The sequence below is a fragment of the Novosphingobium sediminis genome, from assembly GCF_007991615.1.
GTDB lineage: Bacteria > Pseudomonadota > Alphaproteobacteria > Sphingomonadales > Sphingomonadaceae > Novosphingobium > Novosphingobium sediminis.
Genome location: NZ_BJYR01000020.1, coordinates 97,563 through 113,891 on the forward strand (window position 1 = coordinate 97,563; position 16,329 = coordinate 113,891).

Consider the following 16,329-nt stretch of genomic DNA (forward strand, 5'->3'; position numbering starts at 1 on the left):
TCGGGGCCGAATTGAATGAGCCCTAGAGGGCTCGGGGCCGAATTGAATGAGCCCCAAAGGGCATCAGCCAGCCATGCCGGCAAGCCGCGTGGGCAGAGCCGGATCGCGCGGATCGTTCCAGTCCTGCCGCGCCGCCCATTCTGCGAGGCTGGCAGGTTTGTGCTTGAAATGCTTCGCCATTTCCTCTGGCGCAACAATCAGGGGGGAGACGGGCTGCGCGTTGTACCAGCGGTAGAACTGGGCCATCCCGTCGTAGATCGAAGCCGGCTTCACTTCTGCCGAGCCCGTCACCAGAAGGCTCATTGCCGAGGCGAAGTCGTCGGGCGTCAGGCTCTTGAACACGATATTCTTGCCCGAGACCTTGCTCAGGATCGCCGCCACCTCATCGCCCACCAGCGCTTCGGGGCCGCCCACCTTATAGCGTCCGCTGGGCAAGTCGGCATTGGTCAGCGCCTCGACCATGAAAGCCGCCACGTCATCGAGGCAGATCCACGAGATCTTGAGGTCGGGCTTGGCCGGATAGGCGAAGATGCCCTTGTTCACGATGCCGGGCTTGTTCCAGCTGCGGATCATGTTGTCCATGAACACGCGCGATTCGATGATCGCCCACTCGCAGCCGCTCTCAGCGATCGCCGCGATGATGGCGCGCCGACCGTCCATCGCCGGGCTGCCGATATCCTCTTCGGCGATGTGGCAACTGGTGTGGAAGACGATGCGCTTCACCCCGTTCGCCTTGCCCGCCGCCGCAATGTTGGCGCCCATCTTTTGCGCAAGATCGCGGTCAAACACGAACGGCAGGTGCGCGGCAATCGCGTCCATCCCCTTGGCCGCCGCGATCATCGAGGCTTCGTCGTAGATATCCGCGGCCACCGTTTCGACGTGGGCAAACTCGGTGCCTGCCAGCGCATTCGGATTGCGCAGTGCTGCCACCGGCGTCAGCCCGGCCGCGATCAGCCGCGTCAGCAGCGGATGCCCCTGGTCGCCCGTCGCGCCCAGCACCAGAATGCGGTTCATCGAAATACCTTCCTATTGATTGGCGAGCCGCGCGGCCGTCCGCCCGGCGATACATCCAAAGGTCAGGGCCGGGCCGAGAGTACCGCCCGCGCCCGCGTAAACACTGCCGGTCGGACACGCGATCACATTGCCCGCGCCATAGAGCCCGGGGATCGGCTCGCCGTCCACGTCAAGCACTTGCGCCGCTGCGTTGGTTTTCGCCCCGCCATTGGTGCCGAGCGCGCCCAGCTTCAGCTGCACCGCATGGAACGGCCCCTGCACCAGCGGCCCCAGCGTCGCCGCCGCACCAGGCCGCGAACGATCGCCATAAAAGTGATCGTAGGCGCTGACGCCGCGCCCGAAATCGGGATCCTCGGCATTGGCAGCATATGCATTGAAGCGTTCGACCGTCTGCAGCATTTGCGCAGCATCGACGCCGATCCTGCCCGCCAGTTCTTCCAGCGTGTCAGCAGTGAAAACCCAGTCCGGCAGCGCATCGAAGGGCATCACCGGGCCGATGGGATAACGCCCACGGTACTGCGCATCGAATACCAGCCACGCCGGGTTGTTTGGATAATCATAGGTTGCGGGATCGAAGAGGTGGAAGGCCCCCGCCAGCGAGGAATAGTTGTTCGCCTCGTTGCAGAAGCGCTTCCCAGCGCGGTTCACAAGCAGGCTGTGCGGCAAGGTCCGCTCGATGAGCACGGGCGAGGCGCGCTGTTCGCCCCCCGGCCAATGTGCACCTCCGATGGAAAGCGTCGGCACCCACCACGCCGAAGTCATGTTCCCCAGCCCCGCGCCGACCGACATGGCGAGCTTGAGCCCATCGCCCGTGTTTCCTGGCGGCGAGGCCGGCATATCAAGCGGGCCGCGCAAGAAAGTCTTCTTGAGGTTCTCGTTCCACTCGAACCCGCCGGTCGCGAGAATGACCCCGCGCTCCGCACGAATGCAGCGCCCGCCGGCAAACTCGACGCCAACAACGCGGCCTGCTTCCACGATCAGTCGCTCGGCCTTGAGGCCAAGTTGCGGCTCGATCCCGCGCGCGAGACACGCCGCCAGCAGCCGCCCGACCATCGCCTGCCCAAACCCGCGCAAGTCCGCATCGGCGCGGCGCTTGAGTTCAGCCGGATCGACAAACCCGCTGCTTCCGCCAAGCGGCGTTTCGCGCAGCATCATCCGCTGGATAACGCCGTCGCTGAACACCTTCTCCGCCCATGGGCCGAGCGTGGTGAAATCGAACAGTTCGTTATCGAGCGCGCGCCCGCCTTCGGGCTTTGCTCCCGGGCGGTCGAGATAATAGTCCGGATAACTCGGCAGGATACTCACCGCGAGCGCGTCTGCTTCCTCCAGAAACGCCAGCGCATTCGGCGCTTCGCGCACGAAAGCGCCAAGCACGTCGGCATCCATTTCGCCGTGATCGAGGCTGCCAAAATAGGCGAGCGCGTCTTCCTCGCTATCGGCCATGCCGGCGGCCTGCATGCGCGGGTTGTTCGCGGCCCAGATAATCCCGCCCGAAACGGCAGCCGTGCCGCCCAGCCGGTCGCCCTTTTCGGCCAGCGTGACCTGCGCCCCCGCCGCATGGGCCGCCAGCGCCGCAGCCATCCCTGCCGCGCCCGCGCCGATAATCAGAACGTCAGTCGTCTCGCTCACCTTACAGCCCCCCGGCGACGTAGAGGCACTGCCCCGTCACCCAACCTGAGGCCGGCGAGCACAGGTAGACTGCCGCCGCCGCGATATCCTCCTCGCGGCCATAGCGTTGCAGTGGAATGCGGATCATCTCGCGCAGCGCCTCGCGCGCTGCTTCATCGCCAGTGCGCATGCACTCGTTGAAGTTCTGCGTCGGGATCGGCCCCGGCGCGACGGCATTGATGCGGATCCTGGGCGCGAGTTCGCGCGAAAGCGTCTCGGTCAGGCTGTTAACCCCGGCCTTGGCCGCGGCATAAGGCCCGTTCTTGACCTGCGGCCCGAACGCCGCGCGCGATGAGGTGTTGAGGATTGTGCCGCCAGCCTCGCCCATGGCCTTGGCCGCAACCACTGCCCCCATCCATACGGCCTTGAGGTTGAGATCGACTTGCGCGTCCCAGCTTTCCTCGGTTGTCTTCGTCAGATAACGCGGATTGCCATCAGGAATGCCGCCAGCATTGCTCACCCAGATGCTGACCGACCCGAGTTCCTCGGCTGCCCGCGCTGCCAAGTTCTCAAGCGCCGCCATGGACGTCGCATCGGTGGGCACGGCAATCGCCCGCCGCCCCCGCGCGCGGATTTCCTCAGCCACCGCCTCGATATCCGCCGCCGTGCGCGCGCCAAGCGCCACGTCAGCGCCCGCTTCGGCCAGCGCTATGGCAATCGCGCGGCCAATCCCCTTGCCCGCGCCGGTGACCACGGCCACCCGCCCATCGATGCGGAAGCTGTCGAGAATGCTCATGCGGGTTCTGCCTCGCGTTCCATCAGGTTCACGCGCGGATCGTTCGGCCAGACCCATTCCTTGCCGATCACCTGCTGCGCCGCGAGGTGCGGCGGCACGTTCTCCAGCCCGATCATCTTGTCGCAGGTCTGGTGGAAGCTGTAGATGCGCGCTTCCTGATAGCTCAGCGGGACGGACTTGAAGCCGTCGCTTTCCATCGACTTCTGGATCGCCTCGCCGAACTGCGTGTCCTCCTGAATGATCGGGCTCATCTCGCGCTCACCCTTGCCGTCGGGCCCAATCTTCCTATTTGGAACCGTCCACAGATCCGGCACCGGGCCATCGCCCCAATCGAGCGCCATGGTGATGAGTTCCAGCCGCGTGGTGTTCAGCGAAGTGGGCCAGAATATCAGCGGCGGGATGAAGAAGTTCGAGAGCGGCGAGACCCAGTTGGGGAACATCGTGTAGCTCTGGGTCGTGGTTCGCCCCAGTTCGCCCACCGTCTCGATCGACTGCCATTCGGGCGGGTTATCGATTGCCCGCACGTGTTCGCGGTTGGTGTTGCGCGGCGGCGGCGCAATCATGCGGGCATGACCGCCGGGGAACATCGTGTTCACATTGCGCTTGGAATCGACCAGCGGGGCTACCGTATCGGGGTGGATGAACGGCACATGGTAGACCTCCATGTTGGCCTCCATCGCCACCTTCCAGTTGCATTTCAGATCGAACGACTGGCGCGCCGCGAGCCGCACCTTGTCGAAGGCGAATTCCTCCCACTCGTCCCACAGCGGACCCATCCAATCCCGCAGCGACATCGCGCCTTCATCGAGGTTCACGAAGATCAGCTTGCCGTACATCTCGCAGCGCACAGAAATCAGGCTGCGGCACGATTTGTCGAAGTTGCTGCCGAAATCCTGCGATTCCGGCACGCCGACGAGCTCGCCATCCGTCTTGTAAGTCCAGTTGTGATAGCCGCACATCAGGCGCGGGGTGCGCCCGCGCTGCGCGGTGACGACCGGCGCGCCGCGATGCCGGCAGGTGTTGTAGAAGGCTCGGACCACCCCATCCATGCCGTGGACGATAATCAGCGGTTGCCCCACGTTGTCCCACTGCATGAAGCTGCCCGGCTCGGGCACTTCATCGAGATGCGCGGCAAACAGCCAGCTCTTCTTCCAGATATGCTGCTGCTCGAGGTCGTAATATTCCTGGCTGGTGTAGCGCCCGGCGGGAAGGTCCGGCAGATGCGGGAAGCCCTCGGGCGGGCGACTGCGCGCCGCTTCCCATTCCATCAGCCGCTTGATCGTGTCGACCGTCTGCTGATCCATCATCTGCCGCACTCCTGTTCCGGGCGAACGCGCTCAGGCGTTGCCAGCAATCACCGATTTCGCATCATCCACGCGGATCGCCGCGCCGTTGATGAACTTGCTTTCGTCCGAGGCGAGGAACACCACGGTGTAGGCAATGTCGTCAGGCTCACCGAGCTTGGTGATCGGCCCGCCATTGAGCGCCTCTTCCGCACCGCGCATCAATGCAGCCTGCCGCCCCACTTCGATCACCATCGGCGTCAGGATACCGGCGGGGTGGATCGAGTTGCAGCGAATGTTGTAGCCCTGCCGCGCGCAATGGACGGCTACGGCGCGAGTAAGCCCTTCTACCGCACCCTTTGCTGCGCAATATGCCGCAACAGCACTCTCGCCCTGCACTGAAGCAATCGAGGCCATGTTGACGATCGAGCCGCCGCCGGTTTCCTTCATCACGCGCACTGCGTGCTGGCAGCCAAACCACGTGCCATCCGCGCTGACGGCCATGATGAAGCGGTAGTCCTTCTCGGTCTGCGTTTCGATATCGCCAAGTTCGACCACGCCCGCGTTGTTGACGAGAATATCGAGCTTGCCGTGCCGCGCGACAACGTCATCGACCAGCACGCGCCATTCCGCATCGTGCCGCACATCGAGATGGCGATACTCGGCCATATCGCCCAGTTCGGCGGCGACACGCTCACCGTTCGCGCTGTCCACATCGGTGAGGATCACGCGTGCACCTTCACGCACGAACATGCGTGCGTCCGCCTCGCCGAGGCCCTTGGCCGCGCCGGTGATGATCGCAACTTTCCCCTGAAGTCTGCCCATTTTCCGGCCTTCCTCTCAATTATGCAAGTTCCCACCAATTCACCCCGGATGCTAGGCAGACGTTACTAGCAAAAGAGAGGGGAAGCGCCGTGGCACTGACGATGGACGAGCTCTCGGCGCGCGAGGAAATCCGCGATCTGCTCCACCGCTATTGCAAGGGAATCGACCGGAAAGACTGGGCTTTGGTGCGTTCGTGCTTTGCCGACGACCATGTCCACCGGCACTCCACCTTCGTCGGTTCGCCGGACGAATTTATCGGTTTTGCCAGTGCCGTGCTGGGCACGATCCCCGCGACGCATCACACCATCGGCAACGTCCACTTTGCATTCGCCGAAGACGGCCTCAGCGTGGCGACCGAGGCCAACTTCGTTGCCTACCACTTCATCGAAGCGGGCCACCTGGAAGGCACGCCTGTGCCGACGCATGGCAAGGCAACCGACTGGATCGTTGCTGGCCGCTACTGCGACCGCATGGAAAAGCGCGATGGGCGCTGGATCATCGTGGCGCGACAAGCGTACCATGACTGGGAACGCGTGGACGCTGCCAACACATAGGAAATCTCCCCCACGCCCGCTCGTGCTGAGCTTGTCGAAGCATCATGCACGGTGGTCGCGCCAACACCCTTCGACAAGCTCAGGGTGAGCGGGAGTGGGCTGGAGGATGTTGATAGAGAAGGGAAATAGGATGCGACTGAACGGCAAGACAGCCCTGATCACCGGCGGTTCCTCGGGGCTGGGTGCCGCCATGTCGCGGCGCTTCGTCGCCGAAGGCGCGAGCGTTGTGATCGCAGACATTGATGATGCGAACGGCGAAGCCCTCGCCGCTGAACTCGGTGACAAGGCCAGCTACATCCACCTCGACGTGACCAAGGAAGCCGATTGGGCCGCCGCCTTCGCCGGGATCGAGACCGTCGACTGCGTCATCAACAACGCCGGGATCACCACGGCAGGCAATATCGAGCAAGTGACGCTCGAGCAGTTCCGCCACGAATTCGAGATCGACGTCGTAGGCGTGTTCCTCGGCTGCAAGTACGCGGTTGCCGCCATGAAGGAACGCGGCGGTTCGATCATCAACATGTCGTCGCTCGCGGGCATCAAGGCGACCGCCGATCTAGTGGCCTACAACGGCGCGAAGGCGGCAGTGGCGATCATGACGAAGTCGATCGCGGCGCACTGCGGCAAGAGCGGCTACGGCATTCGCTGCAACTCGATCCACCCCGGCGTGATCCGCACCCCGATCCTCGACAAGGTGCTGGCACAAGTACCCAATCCGGACGAAGTCTACGCCGGCTGGGTCGCCGTGCATCCCATCGGCCGCATCGGCACGCCGGAGGAAATCGCCGCCATCGCGGTCTACCTCGCCTCGGACGAATCCGGCTTCACCACCGGCGCCGAGTTTCGCATCGACGGGGGAAGCTCGATCTGATGAACCCGATCAGCCTCGCCTCGGGCATCGTCCCCGAATTCGGCCCGGTGGAGACCATCCGCGCCGCACGCTTCGGCGGGTTCGATGCGGTCGGCCTCTGGGTCGTGCCCGAGACATGGACTGACACTACAACCCGTGAGGCCCGCGCCGCACTCGCGGATACTGGCCTGCCGGTGGTGGATGTCGAGGTCATCTGGCTCCAGCCAGGCAGCGATATGGCGGCGCACAAGAAGGTGATCGACGTCGGCGCGGAGTTGGGCGCGCAGAACGTGCTGTGCGTGTCGTCTGAACCCGACGTGGGCGTGACGGCAGCGCGGCTGCACGAGCTTTGCGTCCATGCCGAAGGGACGGGGCTGCGCGTCGCGCTGGAGTTCGGGATCTTCACCGAGGTCAAAAACCTGACGATGGCGCTGGGCGTGCTCGATCACGTCGGCCATCCCTTGCGCGCGCTGCTGATCGATCCGATCCATGTCGACCGCTCGCAGAGCTCGATTGCCGATATCGCAAAGGTTCCGCGCGAACTGCTGCCCTATGCGCAGTTTTGCGACGCACCCGCCAAGCGCCCTGACCCTGCGAATTTCGCCGCGATCATCGAAGACGCCATCGACCTTCGCGAACAATGCGGCGAAGGCGCGCTGGCGCTGGCGGATATCTACAAGGGCTTGCCGCCGGGCATCCCCCTCAGCATCGAGTTGCGTTCAAAGGCTTTGCGCGACGGGTTCCCCGATCCAGGCGAACGCGCGCGGGCGGTGGCTGAGGCGACGCGGCGCTGGTTGGGGGCGCAGGCATAGACCTTACCCCACCAACCTAACTTCGTCATTGCGAGCGTAGCGAAGCAATCCAGAGCGTGCGTGCTCATCCGCTCTGGATTGCTTCGTCGCTACGCTCCTCGCGGGTGACGAGGTGGGGTGCGTAAACTCACCGCGCCTTCACAAACGCCGCCACATCATCATGCAGCGCCTTGAGCGAATCCTCGTGCGCATAGACCATGTGGCCGCTGGGGTAATACTTGTACGAGATGTTGCCGCGCAGGTTCTCGGGGACCGGCAGGTGGCGCATCTGGAACCGCCCCTCGAAATAGGGCGTCGCGGTGTCGTAATAACCGCCGAGCACCATCACCCGCAGCGTCGGGTTGGTCTTCAGCGTAAAGGCCAGATCGGGCAGCAGGTTTGCCGCACCGTCCACGGCGTAACCGGCGCCCGGCGGGGTGTGCTTGAGATCCCAGTCACCCACGTTGGCGAAGAGCTTGAACGCCTTGCCCGCGCCATAGCCAAGCTTGCCGCGCGCATAATCGTTGAACGCCGAGACATAGGCTGAGCTGATCGCGGTGGACTGCGGATCGTAGTCCGCCTCCTTGCTCAGCACGTCGAGGCTCGGCCCGGCAAAGCGCGTATCGAGCCGGCCCACGGTCTGCCCGGTCTCGTCCATCAGGTTGCGGTTGAACTGACCGAGATTGACCCGGAGGTTGGAGCGCAGGATGTAGGCCGGGGTCAGGCCGGTATAGCGCGCCAGCTTTTCGGCAATCGCCTGCTTGCGGTCCGCCGGAAGGTCGTTCCCCTCGATCAGTGCGGCGGCATATTCGCCGGTCGCGAAGCGCTCTGCCTCTGCAAGGAACGGCTCCAGCTCAGCCGGGCGGCCACCGGGCACGCGGTTGTGATACCATGCGGTCGCCGCATAAGTCGGCAGCGTAATGATATAGGGCAGGTCGTTGCCGGGGTTCCACTGCGGCGCATCGGCCCAGAAATCGAACGCCAGCGTCGTCGAGAGCAGCATGATGCCGTTGAGATCGACCGCATCCGTCCCCTGCAGCCGCGCCGCCAGCGCAACCGCGCGCGGCGTGCCATAGCTTTCGCCGAAGAGGTAGCGCGGCGAATTCCAGCGCTGGTACTTGCTGAGGAACTGCTTGATGAAATCGGCGAAGGCGTAGACGTCCTGGTCGATGCCGTAGAACGCCTTCTCCTTGTCCTTCCCCGCAATCCGGCTGAAGCCCGCCCCCGGCGCATCGATGAACACGAGGTCCGCCACATCGAGCGGGCTCTCGCCATTATCGACCACCTTGTAGGGCGCCGGGGCGGTGTGGCTGCCGTCTGCCGTTACCACGCGGCGCGGGCCGAACGCGCCCATGTGGAGCCACACGGTGGAGGAACCCGGCCCGCCGTTGAACACGAACAGGATCGGGCGGTCCGCGGCGGGCGCGCCTTTCTTGAAATAGGCGGTGTAGAACATCGAGGCTTCGGCAGGAGCCTCGTCATCGGCCTTGGGCTTCGCTGCATCATCCCAGCCCTTGGCATGCACGACGAGCGTGCCCGCCATCGCCTTGTAGTCGATCCGCTGCCCACGCACCGTAACCGAGCCCTCGCTCGCCACTTCCTCAGGCTGGAACAGCGCAGCGGGTGCCGCCTTGGCCGCTTCGGCAGGCTTGGCTGCATCGGTAGCCTTGTCTGCCGCCAGTGCCGCCGTGCTCAGCCCGAATGCCAGAGCCAATGCCGAAATACCCCGAAGCAACCGCATGAAACGCCTCATCCGCAAACAGGAAACCGGCGCGGGTGGTTGCACCGCGCCGGTCGATTGTCCAGCGATTGCAAGGGCAAGGGCGTGCAAAAGCGCACTGCCCTAGCCGTTATCAGCCTCCCCCAACCGCTCATGCTGAGCTTGTCGAAGCATCATACCCGACGGCCGCGCCAGCACCCCCTTCGGCTGGCTGCTTGCAGCAGCCGCTCAGGACATGCTTCGACAAGCTCAGGGTGAGCGAGGTTGGGAGGAGGTCCGAAAGTTGGCCAGTCAATTACCCCGCCGAAGGCCGGTGCGCGGTGTCGGACCAGTCCTGCCGCGCCACCCACTGCGCCAGCGTTTCCAGTTCGATCCCCGGCAGGCGCTCCATCATCGCCTCGGTGTTGACTTCAAACGGCTTGGTCGGCGCATTGTTGTTGTAGTTGTAGAACGCTGCAATCCCCGCCGCGAAGGGCTTGCGCTCCGCCTCGGCCATCGAATCGCCCAGCGCGCCGACCAGCAGATCGCCGAATTCTTCCGGCGTGCAGGGATCGTACTTGATGGTGTGGCCAAAGTGATCGGACAGGATCTGCGCGACCTGCGGCGGCAGCAGGCGCTCCGGTCCGCCGATGTTCATCCACGTGCCTTCCATGTCCGGCCGGTCCATCGCATGGATCATGATCTTGGCGACGTCGTCGAGGCTGATCCAGTTAGCGCCCAGCGTCGGCTTGTGCGGATAGACGTAGCGCTTTTCGTGGACGATGAACGGACGCGCCCAGTTCGTCAGCAGGTTGTCCATGAACAGCACCGAGCCGAACACGGTGGCCGGTACGCCCGAGCGGAACAGCGCGTTGATGCCCGCGGTGTTGCCGGCATAGGTGAAGGCATCGCCCGGCTTGTCCGGGATCCAGCTTGAGGTGTTCCACACGAAGCGCTTGGCATCGACTTCCTTCGCCGCCTCGCCGATCCAGCCGGCGAGTTCGGCGCGGGAATCGCGCAGCTGGAGCGGGTGATTGTAGAATACCGCGTCCGAGCCCTCGAGCGCCTTGGTGTAGGTCTTGCGGTCGTAAAGATCGATCACGCGGGTTTCGATGTCAGCGTTAGTCGGCCCGAGATCGGGCTTTTCATTGCGCGACAGCGCGCGGACCTGATGCCCTGCGGCGACCAACTGACGCACTTGTGCCAGCCCTTGCCGACCGGTTGCGCCCACGACGGATACCAGTGCCATTTCGCATCTCTCCTTGGATGGGGCCGCCCGGCTCTGTGGCCGGTGCAGCCGGAATGATTGGGCCTAGCTGCGGATCGCGCTGGCTCCGTCGACATTGAGATCGGTCCCGCTGGTGAAGCTCGAATCCTCGCAGCTCAAAAACAGGATTGCCCGCGCGACTTCGTCGGGCTCGCCCACGCGGCCCATCGGGTGCGCGGAGGCCATCACCGCCTCGATCTGCTCTGGCGTGGCGCCGCCCGCATTGAGGTAGCGGCCATACATCGGCGTGCGGATCGCGCCCGGATGCACGGTGTTGGCGCGGATCTTCAGTCCCCGTTCGGCGCAATCGAGAGCCACGGTCTTGGTGAGGTGCGTGACGCCAGCCTTGGATGCGCAATAGGCCGCCATGTTGCCCGAAGCGCGGTGAGCCAGCATCGAGCCGACATTGACGATCGTCGCGTTCTCGCCCGAGGCGGCAAGTGCCGGGATCGCCGCGCGGCAACCGTAGAACGAGCCGGTCAGGTTGATATCGATATGGCGGTGCCAGCTATCGAGATCGACATCGACGGTGTTCCCCGGTTCCGAAATGCCGGCGATATTGCACAGCGTCGTCAGCTTGCCGAAGCGCGCCAGCGTGGCCGCAACCGCCGCTTCCCACTGTTCCAGATTGCGCACATCGAGCTGCACGGCATCGGCATTGGGTCCGAGCTTTGCGGCATGGGCCTTGGCCTTTTCGAGCTGAAGATCGCCCAGCATGACGCTGCCGCCCTCTGCCACGAACAGCTCAGCAACCGTTCCGCCGATCCCTTCCGCACCGCCCGAAATGAGCGCGACCTTGCCGGTCATCTTCCCCATCAATCAGCGCTCCAGAATGCAGACGCCGGAAAGGCCCGGTGCGCCATAGACGTGGCTGTAGGCGGTCTTGGGTGAGCCCGGGACCTGCCGCCCGCCGCCGCGTCCGCGCAGCTGCACGGTGTTTTCGTAGACCTGACGCAGGCCCGAGGCGCCGATGGGTTCGCCGCAGGCGAGGCAGCCGCCATCTGTGTTGACCGGGAGCTTGCCGGTCACTTCGGTGCGGCCTTCGCGGAGCCACTGCTCCTGATCGCCATCCTTGCAGAAGCCGTTCTCGGCCATGTGCATGATCTCGGCGCCGGATTCGGTATCCTGCAACTGAGCGACGGAGATGTCCTCCGGCCCGATCCCGGCCTGCTCGAACGCAGCCTTCGAGGCGAGGATCGTCGGCTTGCCGCCGTTGTCGATATCAACCGAAGGCGCGAACACCTCGAACGAGCCCGGCGGGCGGGTGCGCACGGCGACGCTGGCGATCCGGACCGCATCGGCGCCCAATTCGCGCACCTTCTTGCCGCTGGCGAGGATCAGCGCGACAGCACCCTCAGCCGGGGCGCAGAACATGTACTTGGTCAGCGGATCGTTCACCATCGGCGAGTTCAGGATCGTTTCCAGATCGACCGGCGAACGCCGCCAGGCGTGATCGGCATGGACACCGTTGCGGAACGCCTTCTCGGCAACGCGGCCCAACGTTTCGCGGCTGATGCCGTGGAGCTGCATGTAGCGCTGGATCTTGAGCGCGAAGAACTGCGTCGTCAGCATCATGCCGGTCTGGCCGTACCATTCGGGCAGGCCATACTCGCGGGGCTTCGCGTTGAACGCGCCGCGCGGGTGCTTGTCGAAGCCGACCGCCAGCGCCACGTCGAACTCACCCGCCGCGATGGCGTTGCGCGCCGAAGCCAGCGCAGAGCCGCCAGTGGCGCAGCCGTTGGCGACATTGATGAACGGCAGGCCGGTCAGGCCAAGCTCGTTGACCATGATGTCCGCACTGCCCGCTGCCGCCGAACCGCCATAGGCGCAGCCGACATCGGTCCAGTCGATCCCGGCATCGGCCATCGCCTGCCGCACCGCATAAACGCCCTGATCGCGGCCCGAGCGCCCGTCAGTGCGGCCGAAGGGGTGGATGCCCGCCCCGATGATATAGACGTCTTCCATCACGCTTTCTCCGGACGAAACGCATAAGTGGCGCGCGTCGCATCGAACGGTGCGACGACGAATTCCATCGGCATGCCGAGCTTGAGATCCTCCAGCACGCAATCAACGATGCGCGTCTCGACGATCACTTCGCCGGGCAGCTCGACATAGCCGAGGAGGTAGGGCTGGAACGGCTCCGGCCCCTCGAAGGGTTCCTTGGGCTGGAAATCCTGCCGGGTCCACGACCACAGCGTGCCCTTGCGCGACAAGCGGTAGGGCTCGACGCCTTCGGCCGCATCGCCGCTGGGATAGGGGAACACGATCTTGCCATTGGGCAGCCGTCCGCCGAGCAGCGCCGGCTCGGCCTCGTTGGTCCACAAGTTCTCGGCAATGGGCTGGAGCAGCTGCGTCATAGGGCCTTTCCCGTGGGTCGGTCCGGCAGGGCCGGATCCTCTTATTGGCAGGCATCGTGGCACCAAAGGCTGGGAGCGACGACAATTGAAAATGCTAGGCGGACTGCAAGCTGCCCTCCCCCTTTGTGTTAGTCGCCCCCGCCGCACGGAATGCCTAGCCCTTGGCAAAAGAAGGAGCGGGCGTCTTGGGAGAGCATCGCCGTTACCGACAGTTCGTGCTCGCCGTGATCACCTTCGGCGGCATGCTGAACATCGCCGATCGGCTGATCCTTTCGATCATGCTGGAGGACATCAAGCACGCCTTCACGCTGAGCGACACCGAGATCGGGCTCATCACCGGCTTCGCCTTCACGCTGCTCTATGTCGTCTGCGGCCTGCCGCTTGCATGGCTGGCAGACCGCATGAGCCGCCCGCTCATCATCGCGGTTTCCATCGCCACGTGGAGCCTGATGACCGCGCTCTGCGGCATGGCGACGGGGTTCTGGACGTTCTTCCTCGCCCGCATGGGCGTGGGCATCGGCGAATCGGGCAGCGGCCCGGCGGGCACGTCGCTCCTCACCCAGACCTTCAAGGGCCACGAACTTGGCCGCGCAATGGGCATCTACTTCCTCGGCCCCACGCTGGGCACGGCGGCGGGCCTGATCCTTGGCGGGGTGCTGGCCCATACGGTCGGCTGGCGGATGACGTTCCTGCTGCTCGGCATTCCAGGCATTCTCTTCGCGCTGTTCGTTTTCATGACGGTGAAGGAGCCCGGCGGCCGCCCGATCCCGCCCAAGGTGAGCCTTGCCGAAGGCCTCACAGCTTGGTTCACCGGCATTCGCGCCCTCCTTGCCAACCGCGTGTTCCTTGCCGCGTCGGCCGCGTTCGGCTGCATGATCGTGACGGGCTACGGCTTTGCGACGTGGCTGGCGGCGATCATGCTGCGCGGATTTCATGTCTCGACCGCAGATGTCGGGTTCTATCTCGGCCTTGCCTTCGTCCTTGGCGGCATCCCGGGGCCCTTGCTGGGCGGCTACCTCACCGACTGGCTGGTCCGGCGCGACGCGCGCTGGCGCGCCTGGCTCCCCGCGATCGCCACACTGGGCTGCCTGCCGATCTACCTCGCCGCGCTGCTCAGCACCAATTTCTGGACTTTCCTCGGCCTGTTTTCCTGTGGCTACCTCGTGTTCCTCACCGCGCAGGCGCCCACAGTTTCGCTGATCCAGCTCGCAGTGCGTCCGGACGAGCGCGCGATGGCGATGGCGGTCGCGATGATCTTCAACAACCTGATCGGACAGGCGCTCGGGCTGTTCTTGATCGGCCTTGCCAGCACCAGCCTGACGCCCACGTTCGGCCCGCAGGCGCTCACCTGGGCGCTGATCGGCGTGAGCGCCGCCTTCGCCGTGCCCGCCGCCTTCTTTTATCTCTACGCGGCGGGCGGCATGGCCAAGGGTCCCCTCAAAATGATGAATAGCCCCGACTCTTCGCAGGCGTAGACTGCCCCCAAGTCCAAGGGAGAGCGGACAAATGGTGGAAACCAAGACCGGGCACGACCGCACAGCAGGCGTGACCTACCTCGATGTGATCAAGGCCGACAAGGTTGCACCGCCGCCGGTCTATCTGGAGGAATCGCCCTATCCCGGCGGCGTCACCAAGGTCGCCACGCACCGCTACTGGAGCAAGGAAGAGCACGAGCGCGAAGTCGAGCGGCTGTGGAAGCGTGTGTGGCAGATGGCCTGCCATGAGGACGACATCCCCAACGTCGGCGACACTTACGTTTACGAAATCGCCAGCCTCTCCTTCATCATCGTCCGCAATGCCCCCGGCGATGGCCCCGGCGCGGTCAAGGCTTTCCCGAACGCCTGCCTCCACCGCGGCCGCCAGCTCTGCGAAGCGCACCGCAAGGGCCAGAAGGTGCTGCGCTGCCCGTTCCACGGCTGGTCGTGGCACCTCGATGGCAAGCTCAAGGAAGTGCCCAGCCATTGGGATTTCCCCAGCGTAACCGAAGAAGAATATTCGCTCCCCGCGATTTCGGTCGGCCACTGGGGTGGGTTCGTGTTCATCAATCCGGATCCGAACGCAGAGCCGCTCGCGGACTTCCTCGGCGATATCGACCGCCACTTCTCGCTGCCATTCAAGCGCCGCTACAAGGCCGCGCATATGGTGAAGCGCCTGCCGTGCAACTGGAAGGTGGCGCAGGAAGCATTCATGGAATCCTACCATGTCGTCGGCACGCACCCTGAACTGCTGCCGATGTTCCTCGATACCGGTTCGAAGTACGATGTCTGGCCCAACATCAGCCGCGCCATGTCCGCCTCCGGCCCGCCGAGCGCGCACACCGATCTCGATGGTCCCGATCCCAGCGCATTTCCCGAAGGCCAGGCCTTCACCAGCTTCCGTCACCCGCTTTCGCGCCACGTCTATCGACGGATCGCCGAGAACCGGGTCGAAGTGACACGTCAGGACGGCAAGACCGGCCTGTTCGACATGAGCGGCGCGCACATCGAAGGCGAAGTCGTCAGCGCCGACGCGCACATGTGCAACTGGATCGGCGGCAAGATTGCGCCGGGTGAGGAAAACATGCCCACCCGCTTCGCCGGCGCCTCGACCGAGGATTTCCGCGCCGACGCGGCGCGCGACCGGCGCGAGATGCTGCGCCCGCAGTGGGGCGATTCGATCGACCAGTTCAGTGATGCCGACATGATCGACGCGATCTTCTATTCGGTGTTCCCGAACCTTCATCCCTGGGCGGATTTCAACCCGATTTTCTACCGCTTCCGGCCTGACGGGGACAACCCCGAGCAGTCGCTCCACGAGGTGATGTACATGGTGCAGGTGCCCGAGGGCGAGGAGCGCCCGGCACCGGCCAAGTGCACCTTCCTCGATCTGGAGGATGATTACACCAAGGCGACCGAGTTCGGCAGCTATCTCAACAAGATCTTCAACCAGGACGGGCTCAACCACGCCGCTGTGCAAAAAGGTCTGCACAACCACCCCAAGGGCGAGGTGATTTTCGCGAGCTATCAGGAAAGCAAGATCCGCGACTTCCACAACAAGCTCAATCTCTGGCTCGATAGCGAGGCCCCGCCCAAGAGCCGGTAAGACCTCGACGTCAAATGCCCCCTCCCGGTGCGTGGGAGGGGGCTTTTGTGCAGGGCTATCCGGCACGCCTGCCCGCACTGCCTTTGGCGCTGAAACCCCCATATCGGACCCTACGGAATCCTTGCGTTTTTGCGGCCACACTGCGCACAAAAACCAGCACCTTGTCACTAATTCTGATAGTTGCTGTTAGCCCCCCGCGCCCTA

At 64.4% G+C, this 16,329-nt stretch carries 15 protein-coding genes; 5 read left to right on the plus strand and 10 right to left on the minus strand.

Translation table 11 applies throughout. The annotated features are described in order from the left end of the window. Positions 1-63: 63 nt before the first annotated feature. The 5 genes from NSE01_RS15640 to NSE01_RS15660 are packed head-to-tail and all read right to left on the minus strand — an operon-like array spanning position 64 to position 5,526. Positions 64-1,014, minus strand: coding sequence for an SDR family oxidoreductase (locus tag NSE01_RS15640; protein WP_147160583.1), 951 nt, complete (start codon positions 1,012-1,014; stop codon positions 64-66). Between the two features lie 12 nt (positions 1,015-1,026). Beyond that, positions 1,027-2,643, minus strand: coding sequence for an FAD-dependent oxidoreductase (locus NSE01_RS15645; RefSeq protein WP_218033284.1), 1,617 nt, complete (start codon positions 2,641-2,643; stop codon positions 1,027-1,029). Position 2,644: 1 nt separating this feature from the next. After that, on the minus strand, positions 2,645-3,418 hold the full coding sequence (locus NSE01_RS15650; protein WP_147160584.1) for an SDR family NAD(P)-dependent oxidoreductase: 774 nt from the start codon (positions 3,416-3,418) through the stop codon (positions 2,645-2,647). Beyond that, positions 3,415-4,725 (minus strand): aromatic ring-hydroxylating oxygenase subunit alpha, encoded by a 1,311-nt coding sequence (locus tag NSE01_RS15655; RefSeq protein ID WP_246135238.1) that lies wholly within the window; start codon positions 4,723-4,725, stop codon positions 3,415-3,417. The genes NSE01_RS15650 and NSE01_RS15655 overlap by 4 nt, the downstream gene beginning before the upstream one ends. Before the next feature lie 30 nt (positions 4,726-4,755). Beyond that, positions 4,756-5,526: an SDR family oxidoreductase gene (locus tag NSE01_RS15660; protein WP_147160585.1), complete on the minus strand. Its 771-nt coding sequence runs from the start codon at positions 5,524-5,526 to the stop codon at positions 4,756-4,758. 89 nt (positions 5,527-5,615) lie between these two features. On the opposite strand from NSE01_RS15660, the gene NSE01_RS15665 reads away from it, so the two are divergent. The 3 genes from NSE01_RS15665 to NSE01_RS15675 all read left to right on the plus strand — a co-directional run bounded on the left by NSE01_RS15665 (position 5,616) and on the right by NSE01_RS15675 (position 7,742). Next, positions 5,616-6,080, plus strand: a complete 465-nt coding sequence (locus tag NSE01_RS15665) for a nuclear transport factor 2 family protein (protein WP_147160586.1) — start codon at positions 5,616-5,618, stop codon at positions 6,078-6,080. A 130-nt stretch (positions 6,081-6,210) separates the two neighbouring features. Continuing rightward, the gene (locus tag NSE01_RS15670; protein ID WP_147160587.1) at positions 6,211-6,951 is read left to right on the plus strand and encodes a glucose 1-dehydrogenase; all 741 of its coding nucleotides are present in this window, start codon (positions 6,211-6,213) and stop codon (positions 6,949-6,951) included. Beyond that, positions 6,951-7,742, plus strand: a complete 792-nt coding sequence (locus NSE01_RS15675) for a sugar phosphate isomerase/epimerase family protein (protein WP_147160588.1) — start codon at positions 6,951-6,953, stop codon at positions 7,740-7,742. Before NSE01_RS15670 ends, NSE01_RS15675 begins: the two co-directional genes overlap by 1 nt. A gap of 127 nt (positions 7,743-7,869) precedes the next feature. Here NSE01_RS15675 and NSE01_RS15680 read toward each other — a convergent pair whose 3' ends face one another. The 5 genes from NSE01_RS15680 to NSE01_RS15700 all read right to left on the minus strand — a co-directional run bounded on the left by NSE01_RS15680 (position 7,870) and on the right by NSE01_RS15700 (position 13,044). Further along, positions 7,870-9,462, minus strand: a complete 1,593-nt coding sequence (locus NSE01_RS15680) for a S10 family peptidase (protein ID WP_147160589.1) — start codon at positions 9,460-9,462, stop codon at positions 7,870-7,872. A gap of 274 nt (positions 9,463-9,736) precedes the next feature. Next, the gene (locus NSE01_RS15685) at positions 9,737-10,669 is read right to left on the minus strand and encodes an SDR family oxidoreductase (RefSeq protein WP_147160590.1); all 933 of its coding nucleotides are present in this window, start codon (positions 10,667-10,669) and stop codon (positions 9,737-9,739) included. A gap of 63 nt (positions 10,670-10,732) precedes the next feature. Then, complete coding sequence (locus NSE01_RS15690; protein ID WP_147160591.1) at positions 10,733-11,503, minus strand: SDR family NAD(P)-dependent oxidoreductase; 771 nt, start codon at positions 11,501-11,503, stop codon at positions 10,733-10,735. A 3-nt stretch (positions 11,504-11,506) separates the two neighbouring features. Continuing rightward, complete coding sequence (locus NSE01_RS15695; protein ID WP_147160592.1) at positions 11,507-12,655, minus strand: thiolase family protein; 1,149 nt, start codon at positions 12,653-12,655, stop codon at positions 11,507-11,509. Continuing rightward, a complete protein-coding gene (locus NSE01_RS15700; protein ID WP_147160593.1) occupies positions 12,652-13,044 on the minus strand; it encodes a Zn-ribbon domain-containing OB-fold protein in 393 nt (130 codons plus the stop codon). The genes NSE01_RS15695 and NSE01_RS15700 overlap by 4 nt, the downstream gene beginning before the upstream one ends. A 185-nt stretch (positions 13,045-13,229) precedes the next feature. Between NSE01_RS15700 and NSE01_RS15705 the strand changes: the two genes are divergently transcribed. Both NSE01_RS15705 and NSE01_RS15710 read left to right on the plus strand, forming a co-directional pair. Then, positions 13,230-14,519, plus strand: coding sequence for a spinster family MFS transporter (locus NSE01_RS15705; protein ID WP_147160594.1), 1,290 nt, complete (start codon positions 13,230-13,232; stop codon positions 14,517-14,519). A 31-nt stretch (positions 14,520-14,550) separates the two neighbouring features. Then, entirely contained in the window at positions 14,551-16,125 is a 1,575-nt protein-coding gene (locus NSE01_RS15710) for an aromatic ring-hydroxylating oxygenase subunit alpha (RefSeq protein ID WP_147160595.1), read from the plus strand. The last annotated feature ends 204 nt before the right edge of the window (positions 16,126-16,329 follow it).

Excerpts from the sequence above, each read along its gene's own strand:
- NSE01_RS15640 (WP_147160583.1), bottom strand. The coding sequence starts at position 1,014 with ATGAACCGCATTCTGGTGCTGGGCGCGACGGGCGACCAGGGGCATCCG.
- NSE01_RS15650 (WP_147160584.1), bottom strand. The coding sequence starts at position 3,418 with ATGAGCATTCTCGACAGCTTCCGCATCGATGGGCGGGTGGCCGTGGTC.
- NSE01_RS15655 (WP_246135238.1), bottom strand. The coding sequence starts at position 4,725 with ATGATGGATCAGCAGACGGTCGACACGATCAAGCGGCTGATGGAATGG.
- NSE01_RS15660 (WP_147160585.1), bottom strand. The coding sequence starts at position 5,526 with ATGGGCAGACTTCAGGGGAAAGTTGCGATCATCACCGGCGCGGCCAAG.
- NSE01_RS15670 (WP_147160587.1), top strand. The coding sequence starts at position 6,211 with ATGCGACTGAACGGCAAGACAGCCCTGATCACCGGCGGTTCCTCGGGG.
- NSE01_RS15675 (WP_147160588.1), top strand. The coding sequence starts at position 6,951 with ATGAACCCGATCAGCCTCGCCTCGGGCATCGTCCCCGAATTCGGCCCG.
- NSE01_RS15680 (WP_147160589.1), bottom strand. The coding sequence starts at position 9,462 with ATGCGGTTGCTTCGGGGTATTTCGGCATTGGCTCTGGCATTCGGGCTG.
- NSE01_RS15685 (WP_147160590.1), bottom strand. The coding sequence starts at position 10,669 with ATGGCACTGGTATCCGTCGTGGGCGCAACCGGTCGGCAAGGGCTGGCA.
- NSE01_RS15690 (WP_147160591.1), bottom strand. The coding sequence starts at position 11,503 with ATGGGGAAGATGACCGGCAAGGTCGCGCTCATTTCGGGCGGTGCGGAA.
- NSE01_RS15700 (WP_147160593.1), bottom strand. The coding sequence starts at position 13,044 with ATGACGCAGCTGCTCCAGCCCATTGCCGAGAACTTGTGGACCAACGAG.
- NSE01_RS15710 (WP_147160595.1), top strand. The coding sequence starts at position 14,551 with ATGGTGGAAACCAAGACCGGGCACGACCGCACAGCAGGCGTGACCTAC.